General features: G+C 66.7%; 19 protein-coding genes and 1 other RNA gene. 15 read left to right on the top strand and 5 right to left on the bottom strand.

Annotated elements, in window-relative coordinates; all coding sequences use genetic code 11:
• Nucleotides 1–172: 172 nt before the first annotated feature.
• Both PSEK12I1_RS0104400 and PSEK12I1_RS0104395 read left to right on the top strand, forming a co-directional pair.
• A complete protein-coding gene (locus PSEK12I1_RS0104400) occupies nucleotides 173–1393 on the top strand; it encodes an N-acetylmuramoyl-L-alanine amidase (RefSeq protein WP_027600791.1) in 1221 nt (406 codons plus the stop codon).
• On the top strand, nucleotides 1390–1794 hold the full coding sequence (locus PSEK12I1_RS0104395; RefSeq protein WP_007162071.1) for a hypothetical protein: 405 nt from the start codon (nucleotides 1390–1392) through the stop codon (nucleotides 1792–1794). Before PSEK12I1_RS0104400 ends, PSEK12I1_RS0104395 begins: the two co-directional genes overlap by 4 nt.
• 7 nt (nucleotides 1795–1801) lie before the next feature.
• On the opposite strand, the gene PSEK12I1_RS0104390 is transcribed toward PSEK12I1_RS0104395, so the two are convergent.
• Nucleotides 1802–2455: a sulfite oxidase-like oxidoreductase gene (locus PSEK12I1_RS0104390; RefSeq protein WP_027600790.1), complete on the bottom strand. Its 654-nt coding sequence runs from the start codon at nucleotides 2453–2455 to the stop codon at nucleotides 1802–1804.
• A 148-nt stretch (nucleotides 2456–2603) separates the two neighbouring features.
• Between PSEK12I1_RS0104390 and PSEK12I1_RS0104385 the strand changes: the two genes are divergently transcribed.
• Entirely contained in the window at nucleotides 2604–2840 is a 237-nt protein-coding gene (locus tag PSEK12I1_RS0104385; protein WP_027600263.1) for a DUF2171 domain-containing protein, read from the top strand.
• A gap of 65 nt (nucleotides 2841–2905) precedes the next feature.
• Here the strand turns inward: PSEK12I1_RS0104385 and PSEK12I1_RS0104380 are convergent, their stop codons facing one another.
• Genes PSEK12I1_RS0104380 through PSEK12I1_RS0104365 form a run of 4 tightly spaced genes read right to left on the bottom strand, consistent with a single transcriptional unit; the run spans nucleotide 2906 to nucleotide 6259 of the window.
• A complete protein-coding gene (locus PSEK12I1_RS0104380; RefSeq protein ID WP_007162068.1) occupies nucleotides 2906–3478 on the bottom strand; it encodes a BON domain-containing protein in 573 nt (190 codons plus the stop codon).
• Nucleotides 3475–4068 carry a phosphoheptose isomerase gene (locus PSEK12I1_RS0104375; protein WP_007162067.1) on the bottom strand — a complete coding sequence of 198 codons (594 nt, stop codon included), beginning with the start codon at nucleotides 4066–4068 and terminating at the stop codon, nucleotides 3475–3477. Before PSEK12I1_RS0104375 ends, PSEK12I1_RS0104380 begins: the two co-directional genes overlap by 4 nt.
• Nucleotides 4069–4100: 32 nt before the next feature.
• Nucleotides 4101–4475 carry a YraN family protein gene (locus tag PSEK12I1_RS0104370; protein ID WP_007162066.1) on the bottom strand — a complete coding sequence of 125 codons (375 nt, stop codon included), beginning with the start codon at nucleotides 4473–4475 and terminating at the stop codon, nucleotides 4101–4103.
• Entirely contained in the window at nucleotides 4472–6259 is a 1788-nt protein-coding gene (locus tag PSEK12I1_RS0104365; protein ID WP_027600789.1) for a penicillin-binding protein activator, read from the bottom strand. Before PSEK12I1_RS0104365 ends, PSEK12I1_RS0104370 begins: the two co-directional genes overlap by 4 nt.
• Nucleotides 6260–6382: 123 nt before the next feature.
• Here PSEK12I1_RS0104365 and rsmI point away from each other — a divergent pair, with 123 nt between their 5' ends.
• The 12 genes from rsmI to murG all read left to right on the top strand — a co-directional run bounded on the left by rsmI (nucleotide 6383) and on the right by murG (nucleotide 18893).
• On the top strand, nucleotides 6383–7228 hold the full coding sequence (gene rsmI / locus PSEK12I1_RS0104360; RefSeq protein WP_051399084.1) for a 16S rRNA (cytidine(1402)-2'-O)-methyltransferase: 846 nt from the start codon (nucleotides 6383–6385) through the stop codon (nucleotides 7226–7228).
• 61 nt (nucleotides 7229–7289) lie between these two features.
• An RNA gene (gene rnpB, locus PSEK12I1_RS24105) (RNase P RNA component class A) lies at nucleotides 7290–7645 on the top strand.
• A gap of 288 nt (nucleotides 7646–7933) precedes the next feature.
• Nucleotides 7934–8389: a division/cell wall cluster transcriptional repressor MraZ gene (gene mraZ, locus PSEK12I1_RS0104355; RefSeq protein WP_007162063.1), complete on the top strand. Its 456-nt coding sequence runs from the start codon at nucleotides 7934–7936 to the stop codon at nucleotides 8387–8389.
• A gap of 2 nt (nucleotides 8390–8391) precedes the next feature.
• The gene (rsmH, locus tag PSEK12I1_RS0104350) at nucleotides 8392–9333 is read left to right on the top strand and encodes a 16S rRNA (cytosine(1402)-N(4))-methyltransferase RsmH (protein ID WP_027600787.1); all 942 of its coding nucleotides are present in this window, start codon (nucleotides 8392–8394) and stop codon (nucleotides 9331–9333) included.
• On the top strand, nucleotides 9330–9623 hold the full coding sequence (gene ftsL, locus PSEK12I1_RS0104345; protein ID WP_007162061.1) for a cell division protein FtsL: 294 nt from the start codon (nucleotides 9330–9332) through the stop codon (nucleotides 9621–9623). Before rsmH ends, ftsL begins: the two co-directional genes overlap by 4 nt.
• Nucleotides 9624–9682: 59 nt before the next feature.
• On the top strand, nucleotides 9683–11377 hold the full coding sequence (locus tag PSEK12I1_RS0104340; protein WP_371099671.1) for a peptidoglycan D,D-transpeptidase FtsI family protein: 1695 nt from the start codon (nucleotides 9683–9685) through the stop codon (nucleotides 11375–11377).
• A complete protein-coding gene (locus tag PSEK12I1_RS0104335) occupies nucleotides 11374–12843 on the top strand; it encodes a UDP-N-acetylmuramoyl-L-alanyl-D-glutamate--2,6-diaminopimelate ligase (RefSeq protein WP_027600785.1) in 1470 nt (489 codons plus the stop codon). The genes PSEK12I1_RS0104340 and PSEK12I1_RS0104335 overlap by 4 nt, the downstream gene beginning before the upstream one ends.
• A complete protein-coding gene (gene murF, locus PSEK12I1_RS0104330; RefSeq protein ID WP_027600784.1) occupies nucleotides 12836–14203 on the top strand; it encodes a UDP-N-acetylmuramoyl-tripeptide--D-alanyl-D-alanine ligase in 1368 nt (455 codons plus the stop codon). Before PSEK12I1_RS0104335 ends, murF begins: the two co-directional genes overlap by 8 nt.
• Nucleotides 14203–15285: a phospho-N-acetylmuramoyl-pentapeptide-transferase gene (gene mraY, locus PSEK12I1_RS0104325; RefSeq protein ID WP_007162057.1), complete on the top strand. Its 1083-nt coding sequence runs from the start codon at nucleotides 14203–14205 to the stop codon at nucleotides 15283–15285. The genes murF and mraY overlap by 1 nt, the downstream gene beginning before the upstream one ends.
• Nucleotides 15286–15290: 5 nt before the next feature.
• Nucleotides 15291–16634 (top strand): UDP-N-acetylmuramoyl-L-alanine--D-glutamate ligase, encoded by a 1344-nt coding sequence (gene murD / locus PSEK12I1_RS0104320; RefSeq protein WP_027600783.1) that lies wholly within the window; start codon nucleotides 15291–15293, stop codon nucleotides 16632–16634.
• The gene (gene ftsW / locus PSEK12I1_RS0104315) at nucleotides 16634–17833 is read left to right on the top strand and encodes a putative lipid II flippase FtsW (protein WP_027600273.1); all 1200 of its coding nucleotides are present in this window, start codon (nucleotides 16634–16636) and stop codon (nucleotides 17831–17833) included. Before murD ends, ftsW begins: the two co-directional genes overlap by 1 nt.
• Complete coding sequence (murG, locus tag PSEK12I1_RS0104310) at nucleotides 17823–18893, top strand: undecaprenyldiphospho-muramoylpentapeptide beta-N-acetylglucosaminyltransferase (RefSeq protein WP_027600782.1); 1071 nt, start codon at nucleotides 17823–17825, stop codon at nucleotides 18891–18893. Before ftsW ends, murG begins: the two co-directional genes overlap by 11 nt.
• Nucleotides 18894–18927: the final 34 nt, after the last annotated feature.

Genomic DNA, 18927 nt, shown 5'->3' with positions numbered 1-18927 from the left:
CACTGGCGACGGCAAGTGACTGTATCTAAAGCTGATTCTGCAAACGAACGCTATGCCCCCGTTTTTTAAGGATTATTTTGTCCGAACGGCAGTTGACAGGGGCCGGGCGGCAGGCGATCTTTAGCGTTATGTTGTAACTTCCCAGCCGTTTCTCGTTTCTCGCGAGGACCTCATGAATCGCCGTCGTCTGCTCAATCTGATCCTGGCTGGCATGACCTTGCCCGTCGGGTTGCCGGCGTTCGCCGCCCGGCAGCAACTCAAGAGTGCCCGGGCCTGGCAGGATGCCGACAAGCTCCGCCTGGTGTTCGATCTCACCGGGCCGGTCCGCTACAAGACCTTCACCCTGGTCGCGCCGGACCGCATCATTCTCGATCTCGCCGATACCCAGGCGCCGGCGGTACTCAATCATCTCGCCCTGCAGGGGTCGCCGGTGCGCGCCGTGCGCAGCGCCCACTACGGCGCCCAGGACACCCGGGTGGTGCTGGAACTGGCCCATCCGGTGGAGGTGGAGAGCTTCATCCTCGGTCCGGGCGAAGGCGCGGCCAATCGCCTGGTGCTGGATCTCAAGCGGGCCGGGGCGCCGGCGGTGGCTGCGCGCAAGCCGGTCGACGCCGAGCCGCCGCTGGAGGTCAAGCGCGGCAAGGGCCTGGCCACGGGTCGCGACATCATGGTGGTGGTCGATGCCGGTCACGGCGGCAAGGACCCGGGAGCGCTGAGCGCGCGCGGTGATCGGGAAAAGGACATCGCCCTGATCGTGGCGCAGAATCTGGCGCGGCGGATCAATCTGCAGAAGGGCTTCAAGGCCAAGCTGGTGCGCAACGACGACTTCTTCGTGCCGCTGCGCAAGCGCGTCGAGGTTGCCCGCAGCTACAACGCCGACATGTTCGTCTCGGTGCATGCCGATGCCGCGCCACGCCGCACCGCCTACGGTGCCTCGGTCTATGCCCTGTCGGAGCGGGGCGCGACCTCCACCACGGCGCGCTTCCTGGCCGACAGCGAGAACAACGTCGACCTGATCGGCGCCAACGAGATTCTCAAGGGCCGCGACCCCATGCTCGCCGGCGTGCTGCTGGACATGTCGATGAACGCCACCATCTCGTCGAGCCTGGACCTGGGCCACAAGGTGCTGGGGCAATTGTCGAGCATCACCAACCTGCACCAGAAACGAGTGGAGCAGGCGGGCTTCGCTGTGCTCAAATCGCCCGACATCCCCTCGATCCTGGTCGAGACGGGCTTCATTTCCAATGATCGCGATTGCCGACGCCTACTCGACAGTCGCCACCAGAAGCAGCTGGCCGATTCCATCTTTGCCGGACTGCATGGCTATTTCCAGGAGCGCCCCCCGCTGGGCACCTACCTGGCCAGCCTCAAGAACACCCAAGGAGTGACATGAGTTTGCAAGACAAGGCGCGTCGTTACTGGCGCGTGGTGGTGCTGGTGATAGGTGCGCTCTGTGTCGTGGCCGGGTTGATCGGCTACGGTCAGGGCGGTGGCGACAAGCAGGGCAGTGCCCAGGAAGGCTTCGTCAACAAGGTCTGGCAGATCAAGACCAGCAACAGCATCGAGCCGGGAATGCTCTACGTCTTTCTCAGCGATGGCACCCTGGTGATGGCCTCGCCGAGCAGCCAGCCCTCCCTGGGCCGCTGGACGCGCACCGAGAAGGGCCTGAACCTGATCGAGGAAGGCATCACCTATCCCACGGAAATCCTCAGCCTCTCGCGCGACGAATTCCGTATCCGCAGCCTCAATCCCGGCGATCCGGTGGAGCTGCAGCTGGCTCCGGCGGCGCGTTGAGACGCCCTCAGGCGTCGTCGGCGTAGCGCTGTTCCTGCCAGGGGTCGCCGCGGTCGTGATAGCCGCGCATTTCCCAGAAGCCCGGCGTGTCGCCGACCCGGAAGTCGATGCGCCTGAGCCATTTGGCGCTCTTCCACAGATAGAGGTGCGGGATCATTGCCCGCACCGGCCCGCCGTGCTCGGTGGTCAGCGGCTGACCCTCCCAGCTGTGGACCAGCATGGCACCCGGTACGGCGAAATCCGTAAGAGGCAGGTTGGTGATGTAGCCGTCGTAGCTGTGCAGGAGCACATGGGTCGCCTCGTCCCGCGGCTGCACTTCGTCGAGCAATTCGCTTACCGGCAGGCCGATCCAATGATTGTCATAGCGTGACCAGGTGGTGACGCAGTGCATGTCGCTGACGGCCTGGCTGATCGCCCGCGCCGCGAAGGTCTCCCAGTTCCAGCGCAGCGTCCTGCGCACTGCGCCGGTCACCGCCAGTTGCCAGCGCTCCCGGCTGACCTCCGGCCGCACCCCCAGATCCAGGACCGGCCAGTTGCTAACGCGATGCTGGCCGGGCGGCAACCGCTCGCTTTCCGGACGGGCGCCCTGGCCCGTGAGGAAACGGCCCTCCTGGGCCCAGCGTTCCTTGGAACGGGTCAGCTTGCTTGGCTCATCGCTCATCGAGGGATCCTCTTCACGGGTCGTGGGTTTTTGACCGCCATGATGGCCTTTCGTCGGCACAGGCCGAACCCAGACGGCTTCTTGCGCCTCCTATCCTGCAGGCACTCAGAGAGGCGCCTCCTTTTTCTTAACCTGCCGGAGAACGACCATGGTAGATGCAACCCAGATCAAAGAGCATGCGGAAGTCGTCGGTTCGGACGGCCAGCACGTAGGCACCGTCGACCATATGGAAGGCGCCGATCGCATCAAGCTGACCAAGCGCGACCAGGACGCCCAGGGCAAGCACCACTACATCCCGCTGAGCTGGGTCCAGTCCGTGGAAGGCAGCCAGGTGCGCCTGGTCAAGACCCGTGACGAAGCCGAGCGCGAGTGGCAGGCCGCCTGAGGCGCCTGGCACAGCAACAAAAAGCCCCGCACTGGCGGGGCTTTTTGTTGGCCGACGAATAGCGATCAGTTGATGTATTCGAACAGCTTGACGATGCGCTGTACGCCCGAGACGCTCTGGATCAGCTGCACGGCGTGGGCGGCTTCCTGCTGGGTCACCAGGCCCAGGAGGTAGACGATGCCGTTTTCGGTGACCACCTTGATGCGCGAACCGGGGATGTCCTCGTCGGCGAACATCTGGGTCTTGATGCGGGTGGTCAGCCAGGAATCGTTGCTACGCGCCAGCAGCGAGGAGTTGCCGGTCACCTGCAGTTCGTTGTGCACGGTCTTGACCCGCTGCACGCTGCGCACGGCCTGTTCGGCCTGCGCCTTGAGATCGGCCCGCGGCGTCTGGCCAGCGATCAGCACCACGCCGTTGTAGCTCACCACCACGATGTGCGAGCTGGCGAGATCGGCATTGGCCTTGGAGATGTTGACCGACGCCTTGGTCTCGATCAGGGCATCATCCACGGTGCTGCCCAGGGTACGGGTGCCGCGGTTGTCGTCGATGGGCTTGTCGCGGCTGGCGGTGACCACGTTGCTGCAGCCGGCGACCGCAAAGGACAGCGCCAGGATGGCGAGCAGAGGAGCCTTCTTCATTCTTCGCTTCCAAACAGTTGCTGATCGATCTGGTCGCACAGGCAGTGGATCACCAGCAGGTGCACTTCCTGGATGCGGGCGGTGACCTTGGCCGGCACGCGGATCTCGACGTCTTCGGGCAGCAGCAGGGAGGCCATGCCACCGCCGTCGCGGCCGGTGAGGGCGACCACGGTCATCTCGCGGTCGTGGGCGGCCTGGATCGCCTGGATCACGTTGGCCGAGTTGCCGCTGGTGGAGATGGCCAGGAGGATGTCGCCCGGCTGACCCAGGGCCCGGATCTGCTTGGAGAACACCTCGTTGTAACTGTAGTCGTTGGCGATGGAGGTCAGCGTCGAGGTGTCGGTGGTCAGGGCCAGGGCCGGCAGGCTGGGACGCTCGCGCTCGAAGCGATTCAGCAGTTCCGAGGAGAAGTGCTGGGCATCGCCGGCGGAACCGCCGTTGCCACAGGTGAGAATCTTGCCTTCGTTGAGCAGGGCCGCAACCATGACCTGGCTGGCCAGATCGATATGCGGAATCAGGACTTCCATGGCCTGACGCTTGGTTTCGATGCTGTCCCGGAAGAGTTTCTGGATGCGGGCGTGGGTGTCCATCGCGATATCTTTGACCTGTGCTGTAGAGGGCCTCAGGCGTCGAAGGCCTGTTTGATCCATTCGAGTGCCTGAGGGGATGCGTCGGCCCCGGGGCCGATCGCGATCACGTCGAAACGACAGGGCCGCTTGGCCCAGCGCGCTTCGGATTGCAGAAAGAGGGCGGCGCTGTTGACCAGTCGCTGCCGCTTGCGGGCATCTATGCTTTCCGCGGCGCCGCCCCAGGCGGTGTGCCTGCGGGCGCGTACCTCGACGAATACTACTGTATCGCCGTCGAGCATGACCAGATCGAGCTCGCCACCCTGCCAGCGCCAGTTGCGGTCTAGCAGGCGCAGACCGCGCGTCTGCAGGAACTGCAGCGCGCGATCCTCGGCCTGCCGGCCGCGCTGGAGGTGCGGCGCCTGCTTCACGGGGTGCTGAGCGAGGCCGGCACGCTGGTGGTGGGCAGCGGCGCATTGCTGGCCGGCAGCGGCTGGGCCACGCCGTTGCGGAATTCCGCCCAGGGCAGGTGACGCACCACGCGCTGATCGGGCGCCACGCTCAGGTTGCCGGACAGGCCGGGCAGCTCGGAGTTGGGCAGGGCCTTGAGCTGCTGCAGATGCAGCGCCAGCAGGTAGGCGTCGGCGCCCATGGCGTAGAGGCGACCGATGCTGGTGCCGGCCTGGGGCCACTGGGCGGTGATCTTGGCGCGCAGCGGATTGCTCGGGTCGAGCAGCCAGGGCGTTTCGCAGAACAGGATGCCGTTGAGATCCTGGTTCACGCCGGGTTCATTGACCCCGCTGTTGAGGTTGGAGGTGGCGTACACCGGCAGATCGCGGGCGTTCTGGTAGACCAGGATCGGCTTGATCTGACGGGCCTGGGCCGGCGTCGAGGCGAGGAAGATGAAGTCCATGCCCTGGCGCATCTGCAGCAGGCTGCTGATGCGATTGGCGATCTCGACCGGCTGGCCGATGCGCTCGGCGGCGACCAGGCGACCGCCCAGTTGCTGCCACTCGTTCTGGAAGGCAGCCAGCACGCGGGCACCCCAGTCACCCTGGGGCACCATGGCGCCGGCACTGCGCTTGCCATCGGCCCAGGCACGGCGCGCGGCTTCGCGGGCCTCGTCCTCGGCGGCCAGGCCGAACTGGAAGAGTTGCGGCGGCTGAGCGCCCTGGCTGTCGCCATAGTTCAGCGCCAGGGTGTTGATCGGCAGCTGCGGGCGATCGCCGAGCTGCTTGACGAAGTTCTTCTCCAGCGGACCCACCACCAACTGGATACCGGCGGCCTGGGCCTGGCGGTAGAAAGCGTCCAGCGAGCCCATCTGGGTGCTGTCGTAGACGGTCACGGTCGGCGCACTCTGGCCGGCGGCCAGGGCTTCGTAGCGGGCGGCCATGAAGCCGTCCTGCAGCGCGCGGGAGACGCCGGCGAGCTGACCCTGCAGGGGCAGCAGCAGGGCGACGCGATTGAGCGGTTCCCGGGCCAGGGTCTTCAGGCGCTCCAGATCATCGGGCAGGTTGCGCGCGGCGGGATGGCCGGGGTGCTGCTTCTGCCAGTCCTCGATGGCGGCCAGCTGCTGATCCAGCGCCAGGTTACCGCGGGTGATGGCGGCCAGCGCCAGCCAGCCATTGAGATCGGCGTCCTTCACGCTCTGGCGCAGTTGCGCATCCGGCAGGCTGGTGATCAGTTGCCAGATCTGCTCGCGATTGTCGTGGGCGGCATCGCCGTCCAGCAGCGGACCGAGAAAGATCCGCTCCTGGGCGGCGGCGAGCGGCTGGCCGTTGGCGGCCTGGGCATCGGCCTTGGTCAGGCCGCTGCGGATCTGCTGCTGGGCCGGCAATTCGCCCAGCTGGGCGAAACTCGGATGGTCGAAGCGCTTGACGGCCTGCGCCGGCTGCTTGTCGAGCAGGTCGAGCTGGGCCAGCAGGGTCTGGGCGAACATCTGCTGGGCCGGCTTGAGGCCTTCGAGATTGATGGAGCCCAGGATCTGCCGCGCTTCGCGGGAGTTCTGCTGGGCATAGGCCTTGTCGGCGGCGGTCAGGCGCAGCAGATTGGCCTGCTCGGACTGACTGGAGCCGGCCTGGTTCAGCAGTTGCTCGATGCTGGCCTGGCTGGGCTGGGGCAGGTCGCCGAGGGAATTGTTGACGGGCGAGCTGCTGCAGGCGGCGAGCAGGGCGAAGGCGGTGGCGCAGAGCAGCGGACGCAGGCGGAACTTCATGCTGTGGTTCCTGAGCAAATGTCTGGAAAGGGGGCGATTGTCTCACAGCACCCAAGCGCTGCGAACGCCGAGGGCGAGAGCGGCGTACACTGTTGGGCTATTTCCAGTCCGTCAGGTTTCATCATGATTTCGCCGGGTACTCTTTATGTGGTTGCCACGCCCATCGGCAACCTGGACGACATCACCGCCCGCGCGCTCAAGGTGCTGCGCGACGTGGCCCTGATCGCCGCCGAAGACACCCGTCATTCGGCGCGCCTGCTGCGCCATTTCGGCATCGAGACGCCCCTCGCGGCCTGCCACGACCACAACGAGCGCGATGCCGGTGGCCGCTTCATCACCCGGCTGCTGGCGGGGGACGATGTCGCCCTGATCTCCGATGCGGGCACGCCGCTGATTTCCGATCCAGGTTTCCATCTGGTACGGGCAGCGCGCGCCCAGGGCATCAAGGTCTCGCCGATACCGGGCGCCTGCGCGCTGATCGCGGCGCTTTCCGCGGCCGGGCTGCCCTCGGATCGCTTCAGCTTCGAAGGCTTCCTGCCCGCCAAGGCGGTGGGCCGGCAGGGGCGGCTGGCGGCCCTGCGCGAAGACCCGCGCACCCTGATCTTCTACGAGGCGCCCCATCGGCTCGACGATTGCGTGGCCGACATGGTGAGCACCTTCGGGCCTGAACGGCACATCGTGCTGGGTCGCGAATTGACCAAGACCTTCGAGACCCTGCGCGGCCTGCCCGCCGGCGAGCTGCTGGCCTGGATCCGCGCGGATCTGGATCAGCAGCGCGGCGAGTGCGTGCTGCTGGTGGCCGGCTGGGCGGCGCCCGAGGATGCCGAGGTCGATGCCGAGACCCTGCGCATCCTCGATCTCCTGCTGGCCGAGCTGCCGATCAAGCGCGCCGCCGCCCTGGCCGCCCAGATCACCGGCGCGCGCAAGAATCTGCTCTATCAGCTGGCGCTGGAGCGCAAGGGCGAGTAGGGCGAATTAGTGGGCATCTTTCCTTGTTATCCGCCCCCAGTCTCTATACCCTTGCGCCGCGAGAGCCGACCGGGCAGTCGCTGTCGTGATCCGCAAGGGTTGCGAGGGAGGAAAGTCCGGGCTCCATAGGGCGAGGTGCCAGGTAACGCCTGGGAGGCGTGAGCCTACGGAAAGTGCCACAGAAAATAACCGCCTAAGCGCGCAAGCGCCGGTAAGGGTGAAAAGGTGCGGTAAGAGCGCACCGCACGGCTGGCAACAGTTCGTGGCTAGGTAAACCCCACCTGGAGCAAGACCAAATAGGAATCCATAGGCGTGGCCCGCGCTGGATTCGGGTAGGTCGCTAGAGGCAATCAGCGATGGTTGTCCCAGAGGAATGACTGTCCTCGACAGAACCCGGCTTACAGGTCGGCTCTCGCACCCCCTCCCTCCTGGGCCCCTGCGCCCGGGCTTGTGACCTCTTCTTGAGACATCCCTTTAATCAATTGAGCCAATCAATTGACTTCATTTCCGTTTGTCGGAAATCGATGTCGTTCGTCCTGGTCGTGAACTCGTGCAATTTGCTCGAAATCCCCGTCCCACGCGGCCTGGGAACCCCCTCGCTTACCTTGACTGAAAGCGGCCCTCCTCAATATAGTGGCGGCCGGTGGTACGAAGTGGGGCGAAGTGGGATTTAATGGCAAGGACAGCCTATTAGAGGACGCGAAATTGTTCCGGGGAGCGAACGCCATCAGTCTCGACGCCAAGGGGCGCGCCGCGATGCCGAGCCGGTATCGTGACGAGCTGCTGGAGCGTTGTGCCGGCCAGCTCATCGTGACGATCGATGCCGTCGACCCCTGCCTTTGCGTCTATCCACTCCCGGAATGGGAAATCATCGAAAGCAAGCTGCGGCAGTTGCCCTCGCTACGCGAGGAGACTCGCCGCTTGCAGCGCTTGCTGATCGGCAATGCGGTGGATCTGGAGCTCGACGGCAGTGGCCGCTTCCTGGTTCCGCCGCGCCTGCGTGAATACGCCAAGCTGGACCGGCGCGTGATGCTGGTCGGGCAGCTCAACAAGTTCCAGTTATGGGATGAGGATGCCTGGAGTGCCGTGTGCGACGCGGATCTCCTGGCGATTAAGGAACCCGGCGGTATGCCGGATGAAATGCGCGATTTGATCCTGTGACCATGAACCCAGTCTTCCACCACGTCTCCGTTCTCCTGGACGAGGCCGTACAGGCATTGGCGATCCAGCCTGCCGGCCGTTATCTGGACGGCACCTTCGGCCGCGGCGGACACAGCCGGGCCGTGCTGCGCCTGCTGGGTGGAGAAGGGCGGCTGCTGGGTTTCGACAAGGATCCCCAGGCGATCGCCGCCGGCCAGGCCCTGGCCACGGAAGACCCGCGATTCGAGATCGTCCAGCGCAGCTTCGCCGAGCTGGGCGATGAACTCGCCGGCCGGGACTGGTCCGGTCAGGTCGATGGCGTGCTGCTGGATCTGGGCGTGTCCTCGCCCCAGCTCGACGATCCCGAGCGCGGTTTCAGCTTCATGCAGGACGGTCCCCTGGACATGCGCATGGATCCGAGTCGGGGGCAGAGCGCCGCCGCCTGGATCGCCACCGCGCCCGAGGCCGACATCGCCCAGGTATTCAAGGAATTCGGCGAAGAGCGTTTCGCCAAGCGCATGGCGCGTGCCGTGGTGCAGCGCCGTGAGGTCCAGCCCTTCGAGCGCACCGGCGACCTGGCCAAGGTGCTCACCGAGGCCAATCCGGCCTGGGAAAAGGGCAAGCATCCCGCGACGCGCGCCTTCCAGGGTCTGCGCATCTACATCAACCGCGAGCTGAGCGATCTGGAGCAGGGCCTGCAGGCCGCTTACGAGCAGCTGGCCGTGGGTGGCCGGCTGGTGGTGATCAGCTTCCACTCGCTGGAAGATCGCATCGTCAAACAGTTCATGCGCCGGCTGGCCAAGGGCGAGGCCGATCAGTTGCCGCGCGACCTGCCGATCCGCGCCACGGTCTTCGAGCCCTCGCTGCGCCTGCTGGGCAAGCCGGTCTATGCCGGCGAAGCCGAACTGGCCGCCAATCCCCGCGCGCGCAGCGCCGTGATGCGCGTTGCCGAGAAGCTGAAATGAGCCGGCTCTTCGTCAAGAAACTGCCCCTGGGCAGCAGCGTCATGCTGGTGCTGTTCGCCGGTGTGCTGCTGTCGGCGGTGGCCGTGGCCTATAGCGCCCACTGGAATCGCCAGCTGCTCAACACCCTCTATGGCGAAATGGCCATCCGCGACAAGGCCCAGGCCGAATACGGCCGGCTGCTGCTGGAGCAGAGCACCTGGACCGCCCACAGCCGCGTCGAGGCCCTGGCCAGCGGCCAGCTGCAGATGCGCATCCCCGATCCGGCCGAAATTCGGATGGTCAATCCGTGAAAGGCCTGATCGCGCGCCTGCCATGGCGCTTCAGCCTCATCATCGGGCTGTTGCTGGTTATGGTCGGCACCATCATCTGGCGCATCGTCGATCTGCACGTGATCGACCGGGCCTTTCTGAAGGGGCAGGGCGATGCGCGCAGCGTGCGCACCATCCCCATTCCCGCGCACCGCGGCCTGATCACCGACCGCAACGGCGAACCCCTGGCCGTGAGTACGCCGGTCACCACCCTGTGGATCAATCCCAAGGAACTGCTGGGTGCCGAGGATCGCTGGGCGACCCTGGCCGATGCCGTCGGCCAGCCACGGGCGGAACTGGCCAAGCGCATCGAGCAGAATGCCAGCAAGGAATTCCTCTACCTGGCCCGCGGCCTCACGCCCGAGCAGGGCGATGCGGTGATGACCCAGGTCAAGGCGCACAAGATTCCCGGTGTCTACGACATCGAGGAATTTCGGCGTTTCTATCCGGCGGGTGAAGTGGCGGCCCATGTGGTCGGCTTCACCGACATCGACGACCACGGGCGCGAAGGCATCGAACTGGCGTTCAACGAGTGGCTGTCCGGCGTGCCGGGTCGTCGCCAAGTGGTCAAGGATCGCCGCGGTCGGTTGATCCGCGATGTCCAGGTCGCCAAGAACGCCAAGCCGGGCAATACCCTGGCGCTGTCCATCGACCTGCGCCTGCAGTATCTCGCGGCGCGCGAACTGCGCAACGCCCTGACCCAGTTCGAAGCCGAGGCCGGCAGCCTGACCATCGTCGACGTCAAGACCGGCGAGGTCCTGGCGATGGTCAACATGCCCACCTACAACCCCAACAATCGCCGCAGTCTGGAACCGGCCGCCATGCGCAACCGGGCGATGATCGACGTGATGGAGCCCGGTTCGGTGATGAAGCCGATCTCCATGACCGCCGCGCTCGCCAGCGGCCGCTGGAAGCCTACCGACAAGGTCAACGTCTATCCCGGTTCGCTGCAGATCGGTCGCTACACCATCAAGGACGTCTCCCACAGCGACGGCGCCCTGGACCTGACCGGCATCCTCATCAAGTCCAGCAACGTCGGCATGAGCAAGATCGCCTTCGACGTCGGTGGCGAGAACATCTACAACGCCATGCGCGCCGTCGGCCTCGGCCAGGACACCGGTCTGGGCTTTCCCGGCGAGCGGGTCGGCAATCTGCCCAACCATCGCAACTGGCGTCCGGCCGAGACCGCGACCCTGTCCTATGGCTATGGCCTGGCGGTGACCGCCGTGCAACTGGCCCACGCCTATTCGGTGCTGGCCAACGACGGTCGCTCGGTGCCGCTGTCCATGGTGCGCCTGGACAAGGCCCCGCCCAGCGATCAGGCAGTGGAAGAACGCGTTGCCAAGACTCTGCAGGGCATGTTGCAACAGGTCGTGGAAGCCCCCGGTGGCGCCTTCCGCGCCCAGGTGCCGGGCTACCACGTCGCCGGCAAGAGTGGTACCGCGCGCAAGACCAGCACCGGTACCCGTGGCTATGCCGAGAATTCCTATCGCTCGCTGTTCGCCGGCTTCGGCCCCACCAGCAATCCGCGCCTGGCCGCGGTGGTGGTGATCGATCGTCCCAGCAAGGGCGGCTACTACGGCGGCGTGGTCTCGGCGCCGGTGTTCAGCCGCGTGATGTCCGGTGCCCTGCGCCTGATGAACATCCAGCCGGACAACCTGCAGCCGCTGCCCGTGCAGCAGGCCCAGGCCCAGGCTGCCGCCAAACCGCTGCTGGTCGGGGAGCGTGATCGATGAGCCGTCTGCTGACCGACCTCCTGCCTGAAGCCACCGCCGCCGTCGATATCGGCGGTCTGGCGCTGGACAGCCGCGAAGTTCAGCCGGGTTTCCTGTTCCTCGCCATTCCCGGTCTGCACAGCGACGGCCGCGCCCATATCGCCGCTGCCGCCGAGCGCGGAGCCGCGGCCATCGCCTACGAAGCGAAGGACGCCCCTGCGCTGCCGACCCTGGACATTCCCCTGATTGCCGTCGAGGGTCTGGCCGCCCAGCTTTCCGCCATCGCCGGGCGTTTTCACAACGAGCCCAGCCGGCGCCTGGCGCTAGTCGGCGTCACCGGTACCAATGGCAAGACCAGTGTCAGCCAGCTGATCGCCCAGGCCTGCGACCTGCTCGGTCAGCGTTGCGGCATCGTCGGCACCCTGGGTAGCGGCTTTTATGGCGCCCTGGCCGAAGGCCGCCATACCACGCCGGATGCCCTCAAGCTGCAGGCGACCCTGGCCGAACTGGCCGAGGGTGGCGCCGCCACCGTGGCCATGGAAGTCTCTTCCCATGGCCTGGCCCAGGGCCGGGTGGCGGCGCTGGCCTTCAAGGTCGCGGTCTTCACCAATCTCTCCCGCGACCACCTCGATTATCACGGGACCATGGTCGCCTATGGCGAAGCCAAGGCCCAGCTGTTCGCCTGGCCCGGGCTCGGCACCCGCGTCCTCAATCTGGATGACGCCTTTGGCCGCGAGCTGGCGGCTCGCCCCAGCCCGGCCGCGACCCTGACCTACAGCCTGAGCGATCCGGCCGCCAGCCTCCATTGCCAGGCCATCCGGTTCGACGAGCACGGCGTGCGCGCCCAGCTGGTCACCGCCCAGGGCACCGGCGAGCTGCGCAGCCAGCTGATCGGGCGCTTCAACCTGAGCAACCTGCTGGCCGCCATCGGTGCCCTGCTGGGTCTCGGTCATGCACTGGCCGACATCCTCGCCATCCTCCCGCAGCTGCAGGGCCCGGCCGGACGCATGCAGCGCCTGGGCGGCGCTGGGCGACCGCTGGTGGTGGTGGATTACGCCCACACCCCCGACGCCCTGGACAAGGTGCTCACCGCCCTGCGGCCCCATGTGGGTGCCGAGGGTCGTCTGGTCTGCGTGTTCGGCTGTGGCGGCGATCGCGATCGCGGCAAGCGACCGGAGATGGCCGCGGTGGCCGAGCGCCTGGCCGATCAGGTGGTGGTGACCGACGACAACCCCCGTACCGAGGATCCGGCCGCCATCGTCGCCGACATCCGCGCCGGCTTCGCACAGCCCGAGCAGGTGAGCTTCGCCGGCCGGCGCGAGGTGGCCATTGCCCAGGCCGTGGCCGCGGCGACCGCCCAGGACATCGTGGTGCTGGCTGGCAAGGGCCATGAGCCCTACCAGGAGATCGCCGGTGTCCGCCATCCCTTTTCCGATCTCGACCAGGCCGAGCGGGCCCTGACCGCCTGGGAGCGACAGCATGCTTAGATCCTTCACCCTCACCGAAGTGGCCGAGGCCCTGACCGGCAACCTGCTGGGCGCCGATGCCCTGTTCGACGGCGTCGGCACCGACAGCCGCAAGGCCGTGGCCGGACAGCTCTTCGTCGCCCTGACCGGGCCGCGCTTCGATGGTCATGCCTATCTGGCCGACGTGGCCGCCCAGGGCGCCGCAGCGGCTCTGGTCGAGCGTGCCGTCCCCGAGGTGCACCTGCCCCAGCTGGTGGTGGCCGATACCCGCCTGGCGCTGGGTCGCCTGGGCGCCTTCAATCGTGACCTGTTCCAGGGCCGGCTCGCCGCCGTGACCGGCTCCAGTGGCAAGACCACGGTCAAGGAGCTGCTCGCCGCCATCCTGCGTCAGCAGGGCGCCACCCTGGCTACCCAAGGCAATCTGAACAACGACCTGGGCGCGCCCCTGACCCTGCTGCGACTGGCCGCCGAGCACGCCTATGGTGTCATCGAGCTGGGTGCTTCCCATGTCGGTGACATTGCCTACACCGTGAGCCTGACACGCCCGGATGTCGTTATCATTACCAACGCCGGCCAGGCCCATGTGGGCGAATTCGGCGGCGTCGACCGTATCGTCGAGGCCAAGGGCGAGATCATCGAAGGCGTGGGCGAGGGTGGCACCGTGGTCCTCAATCGCGACGACGCTGCCTTCGAGACCTGGCAGCGCCGCGCGGCCGGTCGCAAGGTCGTCGCCTTCGGCCTGGATGCCCGCGCCGACGTCCGCGCCAGCGCGGTTACCCTGGACGCCCAGGGCCGCCCGAGCTTCCTCCTGCACACCGCCCAAGGCGAGGCGCCGGTCACCCTGCAACTGCTGGGTGCCCACAACGTCGGCAACGCCCTGGCCGCGGCTGCCGCCGCCCTCAGCCTGGGCCTGGAGCTGGCCACCGTCGCCCGTGGCCTCGCCACCGCGGCACCGGTCCAGGGCCGCACCCTGATCCGCACCAGCCAGCGCGGTGCCCAGGTCATCGACGACAGCTACAACGCCAACCCTGCGTCGGTGAAAGCCGGGATCGACCTGCTGGCGGCCCTGCCGGGCCGTCGGGTGGTGGTCCTGGGCGACATCGCCGAGCTGGGCGAGTGGACCGAAGAGGGCCATCGCGACGTGGGCGAGCATGCCCGCGGCAAGGTGGACGCCTTCTACAGCGTCGGTCCCGCCATGGCCCATGCGGCCCGCGCCTACGGCGCCGAGGCCCGGCATTTCACCGATCGCGAACAGCTGATCGAGGCCCTGGCGGACGAGGACCGGGCCGGAACCACCCTGCTGATCAAGGGATCCCGCAGCGCCGCGATGGACAAGGTCGTCGCCGTGCTCTGCGCTCTCAACACCGAGGAGAAACACTGATGCTGCTGCTGTTGGCGGAGTTCCTGCAACAGTTCTACAAGGGCTTCGCCGTCTTCCAATACCTCAGCCTGCGCGGCATTCTGGGCGTCCTGACCGCCCTGTTGCTGTCGTTGTGGCTCGGCCCCTGGATGATCCGCACCCTGCAGATCCGCCAGATCGGCCAAGCCGTGCGCAACGATGGCCCCCAGTCGCACCTGTCCAAGTCCGGCACCCCCACCATGGGCGGCGCCCTGATCCTGACCACCATCGGCATCAGCACCCTGCTGTGGGCCGATCTGCACAACCGTTACGTCTGGACCGTGCTGGCGGTGACCTTCCTGTTCGGCGCCATCGGCTGGGTCGACGACTATCGCAAGGTGATCGAGAAGAACTCCCGGGGCCTGCCCAGTCGCTGGAAGTACTTCTGGCAATCGGTATTCGGCCTGGGGGCGGCGATCTTCCTCTATGTCACGGCCAAGGCGCCCATCGAAACCACGCTGATCCTGCCGCTGCTGAAGAACATCGAAATCCCGCTGGGGATTTTCTTCGTTGTGCTGACCTACTTCGTCATCGTCGGCTCCAGCAACGCGGTCAACCTCACCGATGGCCTCGACGGCCTGGCGATCATGCCCACCGTGATGGTCGGCGGCGCCCTGGGCATCTTCTGCTACCTGTCGGGCAACGTGAAATTCGCCGACTACCTGCTGATTCCCTATGTGGAGGGTTCCGGCGAGCTGATCGTCTTCTGCGGCGCCCTGATCGGCGCGGGCCTGGGTTTCCTCTGGTTCAACACCTATCCGGCCATGGTCTTCATGGGGGACGTCGGCGCCCTGGCGCTGGGCGCCGCCCTGGGCACCATCGCCGTGATCGTCCGCCAGGAAGTGGTGCTGTTCATCATGGGTGGCGTCTTCGTCATGGAGACCCTCTCGGTGGTCATCCAGGTCGCCTCCTTCAAGCTGACCGGCAAGCGCGTCTTCCGCATGGCGCCGATCCACCACCATTTCGAATTGAAGGGCTGGCCCGAACCACGGGTCATCGTGCGCTTCTGGATCATCACCGTGATCCTGGTGCTGTTCGGTCTCGCCACCCTGAAGCTGAGGTAATCGCAGTGCTCATCGCTTCCGACCAGTTCCGTATCGTCGTCGGCCTCGGCAAGAGTGGCATGTCGCTGGTGCGCTTTCTCGCGCGCCGGGGCGTGCCCTTTGCCGTGGCCGACACGCGGGAACAGCCGCCGGAACTCGCGACCCTGAGAACCCAGTATCCCCAGGTCGAGGTGCGCTGCGGCGAGCTGGATGCCGACTTCCTGGCCCGCGCCGCCGAACTCTACGTGAGTCCCGGCCTGGCCCTGGAAACACCAGCGCTGCAGGAAGCAGCCGCCCGCGGCGTGCGGCTGTCCGGCGACATCGACCTGTTCGCGCGCCATGCCCAGGCACCCATCGTCGCCATCACCGGTTCCAACGCCAAGAGCACCGTCACCACCCTGGTGGGCGACATGGCGCGGCGCGCCGGCAAGCGCGTGGCCGTGGGGGGCAACCTGGGCACTCCGGCGCTGGATCTGCTGGCCGATGACGTCGAGCTCTATGTGCTGGAGCTGTCGAGCTTCCAGCTGGAAACCTGCGAGCGGCTCAACGCCGAGGTCGCCACGGTGCTCAACCTCAGCGAAGACCACATGGATCGCTACACCGGCATGCCGGCCTATCACCAGGCCAAGCACCGTATCTTCCGCGGCGCCCGCCAGGTGGTGGTCAATCGCGACGATGCGTTGTCGCGGCCGCTGATCGGCGAGGGCGTGCCCTGCCTGACCTTTGGCCTGGGACGTCCGGATTTCCGTGCCTTTGGCATTCGCGAGGAGGAGGGCCGCCGCTATCTGGCGCTGGCCTTCGACAACCTGCTGGATGTCGAGGAACTCAGGATCCGCGGTACCCACAACCACAGCAACGCCCTGGCTGCGCTGGCACTCGGCCAGGCCGCCGGTCTGCCCATGGCGCCCATGCTGGAGGCCCTGCGCGCCTTCCCGGGGCTGGAGCACCGCTGCCAGTGGGTGGGCGAGGTCGCGGGCGTCAACTACTACAACGATTCCAAGGCAACCAATGTCGGTGCGGCGCTGGCCGCCGTGGAAGGCCTGGGCGACGACATCACCGGTCAACTGGTGCTGATCGCCGGCGGCGACGGCAAGGGTGCCGATTTCAGCGCCCTGCGCGAACCCATCGCCCGTCACTGCCGCGCCGTGGTGCTGCTGGGGCGTGATGCCGCGCGGATCGCCGAGATCCTGCCGGCCACCGTGCAGCAGCTGCGCGTCGCCACCCTGCAAGAGGCCGTGGCCGAGAGCCGTCGTCTGGCCCAGCCGGGCGACGCCGTGCTGCTGTCGCCGGCTTGCGCCAGTCTCGACATGTTCCGCAACTTCGAAGAACGCGGACGGTTGTTCGCCCAGGCCGTGGAGGCATTGTCATGATCCTCAGCCTGCTGCGTCCCTATCCCTCGCCGCTGGCGAGCCGCCATGGCATCGACCTGGACTTCCCGCTGCTGGCCGGCTGTCTGTTGCTGCTCGGCCTCGGTCTGGTGATGGTGACCTCGGCGTCTTCCGAGGTGGCCGCCGCCCAGTCCGGCAATCCGCTGTACTTCATGTACCGCCACCTGATCTACCTGGCGATCGGCTTCGTCTCCTGCGGCGTGGTGATGCTGATCCCCATGGCCACCTGGCAGCGCTTCGGCTTTCCGCTGCTGATCATCGCCTTCCTGCTGCTGGTAGCGGTGCTGGTGCCCGGCATCGGTCGCGAAGTGAACGGCTCCCTGCGCTGGATCGGCTTCGGCATCTTCAACGTGCAGCCCTCGGAGATCGCCAAGGTCTTCGTGGTGCTCTATCTGGCCGGCTACCTGGTCCGTCGCCAGCATGAGGTGCGCCACACCTGGGCCGGCTTCTTCAAGCCCTTCATCGTGCTCCTGCCGATGGCCATGCTGCTGCTGCGCGAACCCGACTTCGGCGCCACCGTGGTGATGATGGGCGCTGCCGGCGCCATGCTGTTCCTCGGCGGCGTCGGTCTGTTCCGCTTCCTGCTGATGGTCGCCCTGGCGGTGCTGGCGGTGTTCGTGCTGGTGCAGACCCAGTCCTACCGGATGCAGCGTCTGATCACCTTCACCGATCCCTGGGCCGACCAGTTCGGTTCCGGCTACCAGCTGACCCAGGCGCTGATCGCCTTCGGTCGCGGCGGCTGGACCGGCCTCGGACTGGGCAACAGCATCCAGAAGCAGTTCTATCTGCCCGAAGCCCATACCGACTTCCTCTTTGCCGTACTGGCCGAAGAGCTGGGGCTGATCGGCGCCATGGCCACCGTCGGCCTGTTCCTCTTCGTCTGTGTGCGCGGCCTGTTCATCGGTCACTGGGCCGAGCAGTCCAAACAGTTCTTCTCGGCCTACGTGGCCTATGGCCTGTCGATGCTGTGGATCGGCCAGTTCCTGATCAACATCGGCGTGAACGTCGGCCTGCTGCCGACCAAGGGCCTGACCCTGCCGTTCCTCAGCTACGGCGGCAGCTCCCTGGTGATCTGCTGCGTGAGCATGGGCCTGCTGCTGCGCATCGAATGGGAGAGACGCACCCTGGTGGATACCGAGGATGTGGAATTCACCGAAGAGGATTTCGCCGATGTCCGCTAACGTCCTCATCATGGCCGGCGGTACCGGCGGGCACGTCTTCCCGGCCCTGGCCTGCGCCCGTGAATTCGAAGCCCGCGGCTATACCGTGCACTGGCTGGGTACCCCGCGCGGCATCGAGAACGACGTGGTGCCCAAGGCCGGCATCACCCTGCACCACATTCCGGTCACCGGGTTGCGGGGCAAGGGCGTGCGCTCCCTGGTGAAGGCGCCGTTGCAGCTCAGTGGCGCGCTCATGCAGGCCATCGGCCTCATGCGCCGGCTCAAGCCGGTCTGCGTGCTGGGTCTGGGTGGCTTCGTCACCGGTCCGGGTGGCCTGGCCGCCAAGCTGTGCAACATCCCGCTGGTGATCCACGAACAGAATGCCCACGCCGGCACCGCCAATCGCCTGCTGGTGCCCATGGCCGCGCGCGTCTGCGAAGGCTTCGCCGATACCTTCCCGGCGTCCGCCAAGCGCCTGTCCACCGGCAATCCGGTGCGCGCCGAGCTCTTCGCCCCGGTGACCCGGGCACCGCTGGAAGAGCGCGCAGCCAACCTGCTGGTGCTGGGCGGCAGCCTGGGCGCCGAGCCGCTCAACAAGCTCTTGCCCGAGGCCCTGGCGCAACTGCCGGCCGGACTTCGCCCACAGGTCCGCCACCAGGCCGGTCGCCAGCACGCCGAGGTCACCGCCGAGCGCTATGCCAACGTCGCCGTGGAGGCCGATGTCCAGCCCTTCATCGCCGACATGGCCGCCGCCTATGCCTGGGCCGACCTGGTGATCTGCCGGGCCGGTGCCCTGACCGTCTCCGAGCTGACCGCCACCGGTCTGCCGGCGCTGCTGATTCCCCTGCCGCACGCCATCGACGACCACCAGACCAGCAATGCGCGCTTCCTGGAGCGCGCCGGTGCCGGTGTGGTGCTGCCGCAACATTCCACCCGCCCGGCGGATCTCGCCGCGCAGCTTACCGAGGTCCTGATGCATCCCGAACGTCTTGCCGGCATGGCCGCTCGCAGCCGAGCCCTGGCCAAACCCGATGCCACCCGTGCAGTCGTCGACGCCTGTCTGGAGGTTGCCCGTGGTTAAGTCGCAAAGTGCCATTCAGGCCGAAGTTCGGCGC

Source organism: Pseudomonas sp. MOIL14HWK12:I1 (assembly GCF_000510705.1).
In the GTDB taxonomy this organism is placed as follows: Bacteria; Pseudomonadota; Gammaproteobacteria; order Pseudomonadales; family Pseudomonadaceae; genus Chryseomonas; species Chryseomonas oryzihabitans.
The sequence above is the reverse complement of the archived record's forward strand: the minus strand, read 5'-3'. Positions and strand labels throughout refer to the sequence as shown.

Coding starts and splice junctions, on each gene's coding strand:
- PSEK12I1_RS0104385 (WP_027600263.1), top strand. CDS start 2,604: ATGGTAGATGCAACCCAGATCAAAGAGCATGCGGAAGTCGTCGGTTCG.
- PSEK12I1_RS0104380 (WP_007162068.1), bottom strand. CDS start 3,478: ATGAAGAAGGCTCCTCTGCTCGCCATCCTGGCGCTGTCCTTTGCGGTC.
- PSEK12I1_RS0104335 (WP_027600785.1), top strand. CDS start 11,374: ATGAGCCGTCTGCTGACCGACCTCCTGCCTGAAGCCACCGCCGCCGTC.
- PSEK12I1_RS0104375 (WP_007162067.1), bottom strand. CDS start 4,068: ATGGACACCCACGCCCGCATCCAGAAACTCTTCCGGGACAGCATCGAA.
- PSEK12I1_RS0104395 (WP_007162071.1), top strand. CDS start 1,390: ATGAGTTTGCAAGACAAGGCGCGTCGTTACTGGCGCGTGGTGGTGCTG.
- PSEK12I1_RS0104340 (WP_371099671.1), top strand. CDS start 9,683: ATGGTCGGCACCATCATCTGGCGCATCGTCGATCTGCACGTGATCGAC.
- ftsL (WP_007162061.1), top strand. CDS start 9,330: ATGAGCCGGCTCTTCGTCAAGAAACTGCCCCTGGGCAGCAGCGTCATG.
- PSEK12I1_RS0104390 (WP_027600790.1), bottom strand. CDS start 2,455: ATGAGCGATGAGCCAAGCAAGCTGACCCGTTCCAAGGAACGCTGGGCC.
- murF (WP_027600784.1), top strand. CDS start 12,836: ATGCTTAGATCCTTCACCCTCACCGAAGTGGCCGAGGCCCTGACCGGC.
- mraY (WP_007162057.1), top strand. CDS start 14,203: ATGCTGCTGCTGTTGGCGGAGTTCCTGCAACAGTTCTACAAGGGCTTC.
- murG (WP_027600782.1), top strand. CDS start 17,823: ATGTCCGCTAACGTCCTCATCATGGCCGGCGGTACCGGCGGGCACGTC.
- rsmH (WP_027600787.1), top strand. CDS start 8,392: ATGAACCCAGTCTTCCACCACGTCTCCGTTCTCCTGGACGAGGCCGTA.
- rsmI (WP_051399084.1), top strand. CDS start 6,383: ATGATTTCGCCGGGTACTCTTTATGTGGTTGCCACGCCCATCGGCAAC.
- PSEK12I1_RS0104400 (WP_027600791.1), top strand. CDS start 173: ATGAATCGCCGTCGTCTGCTCAATCTGATCCTGGCTGGCATGACCTTG.
- PSEK12I1_RS0104365 (WP_027600789.1), bottom strand. CDS start 6,259: ATGAAGTTCCGCCTGCGTCCGCTGCTCTGCGCCACCGCCTTCGCCCTG.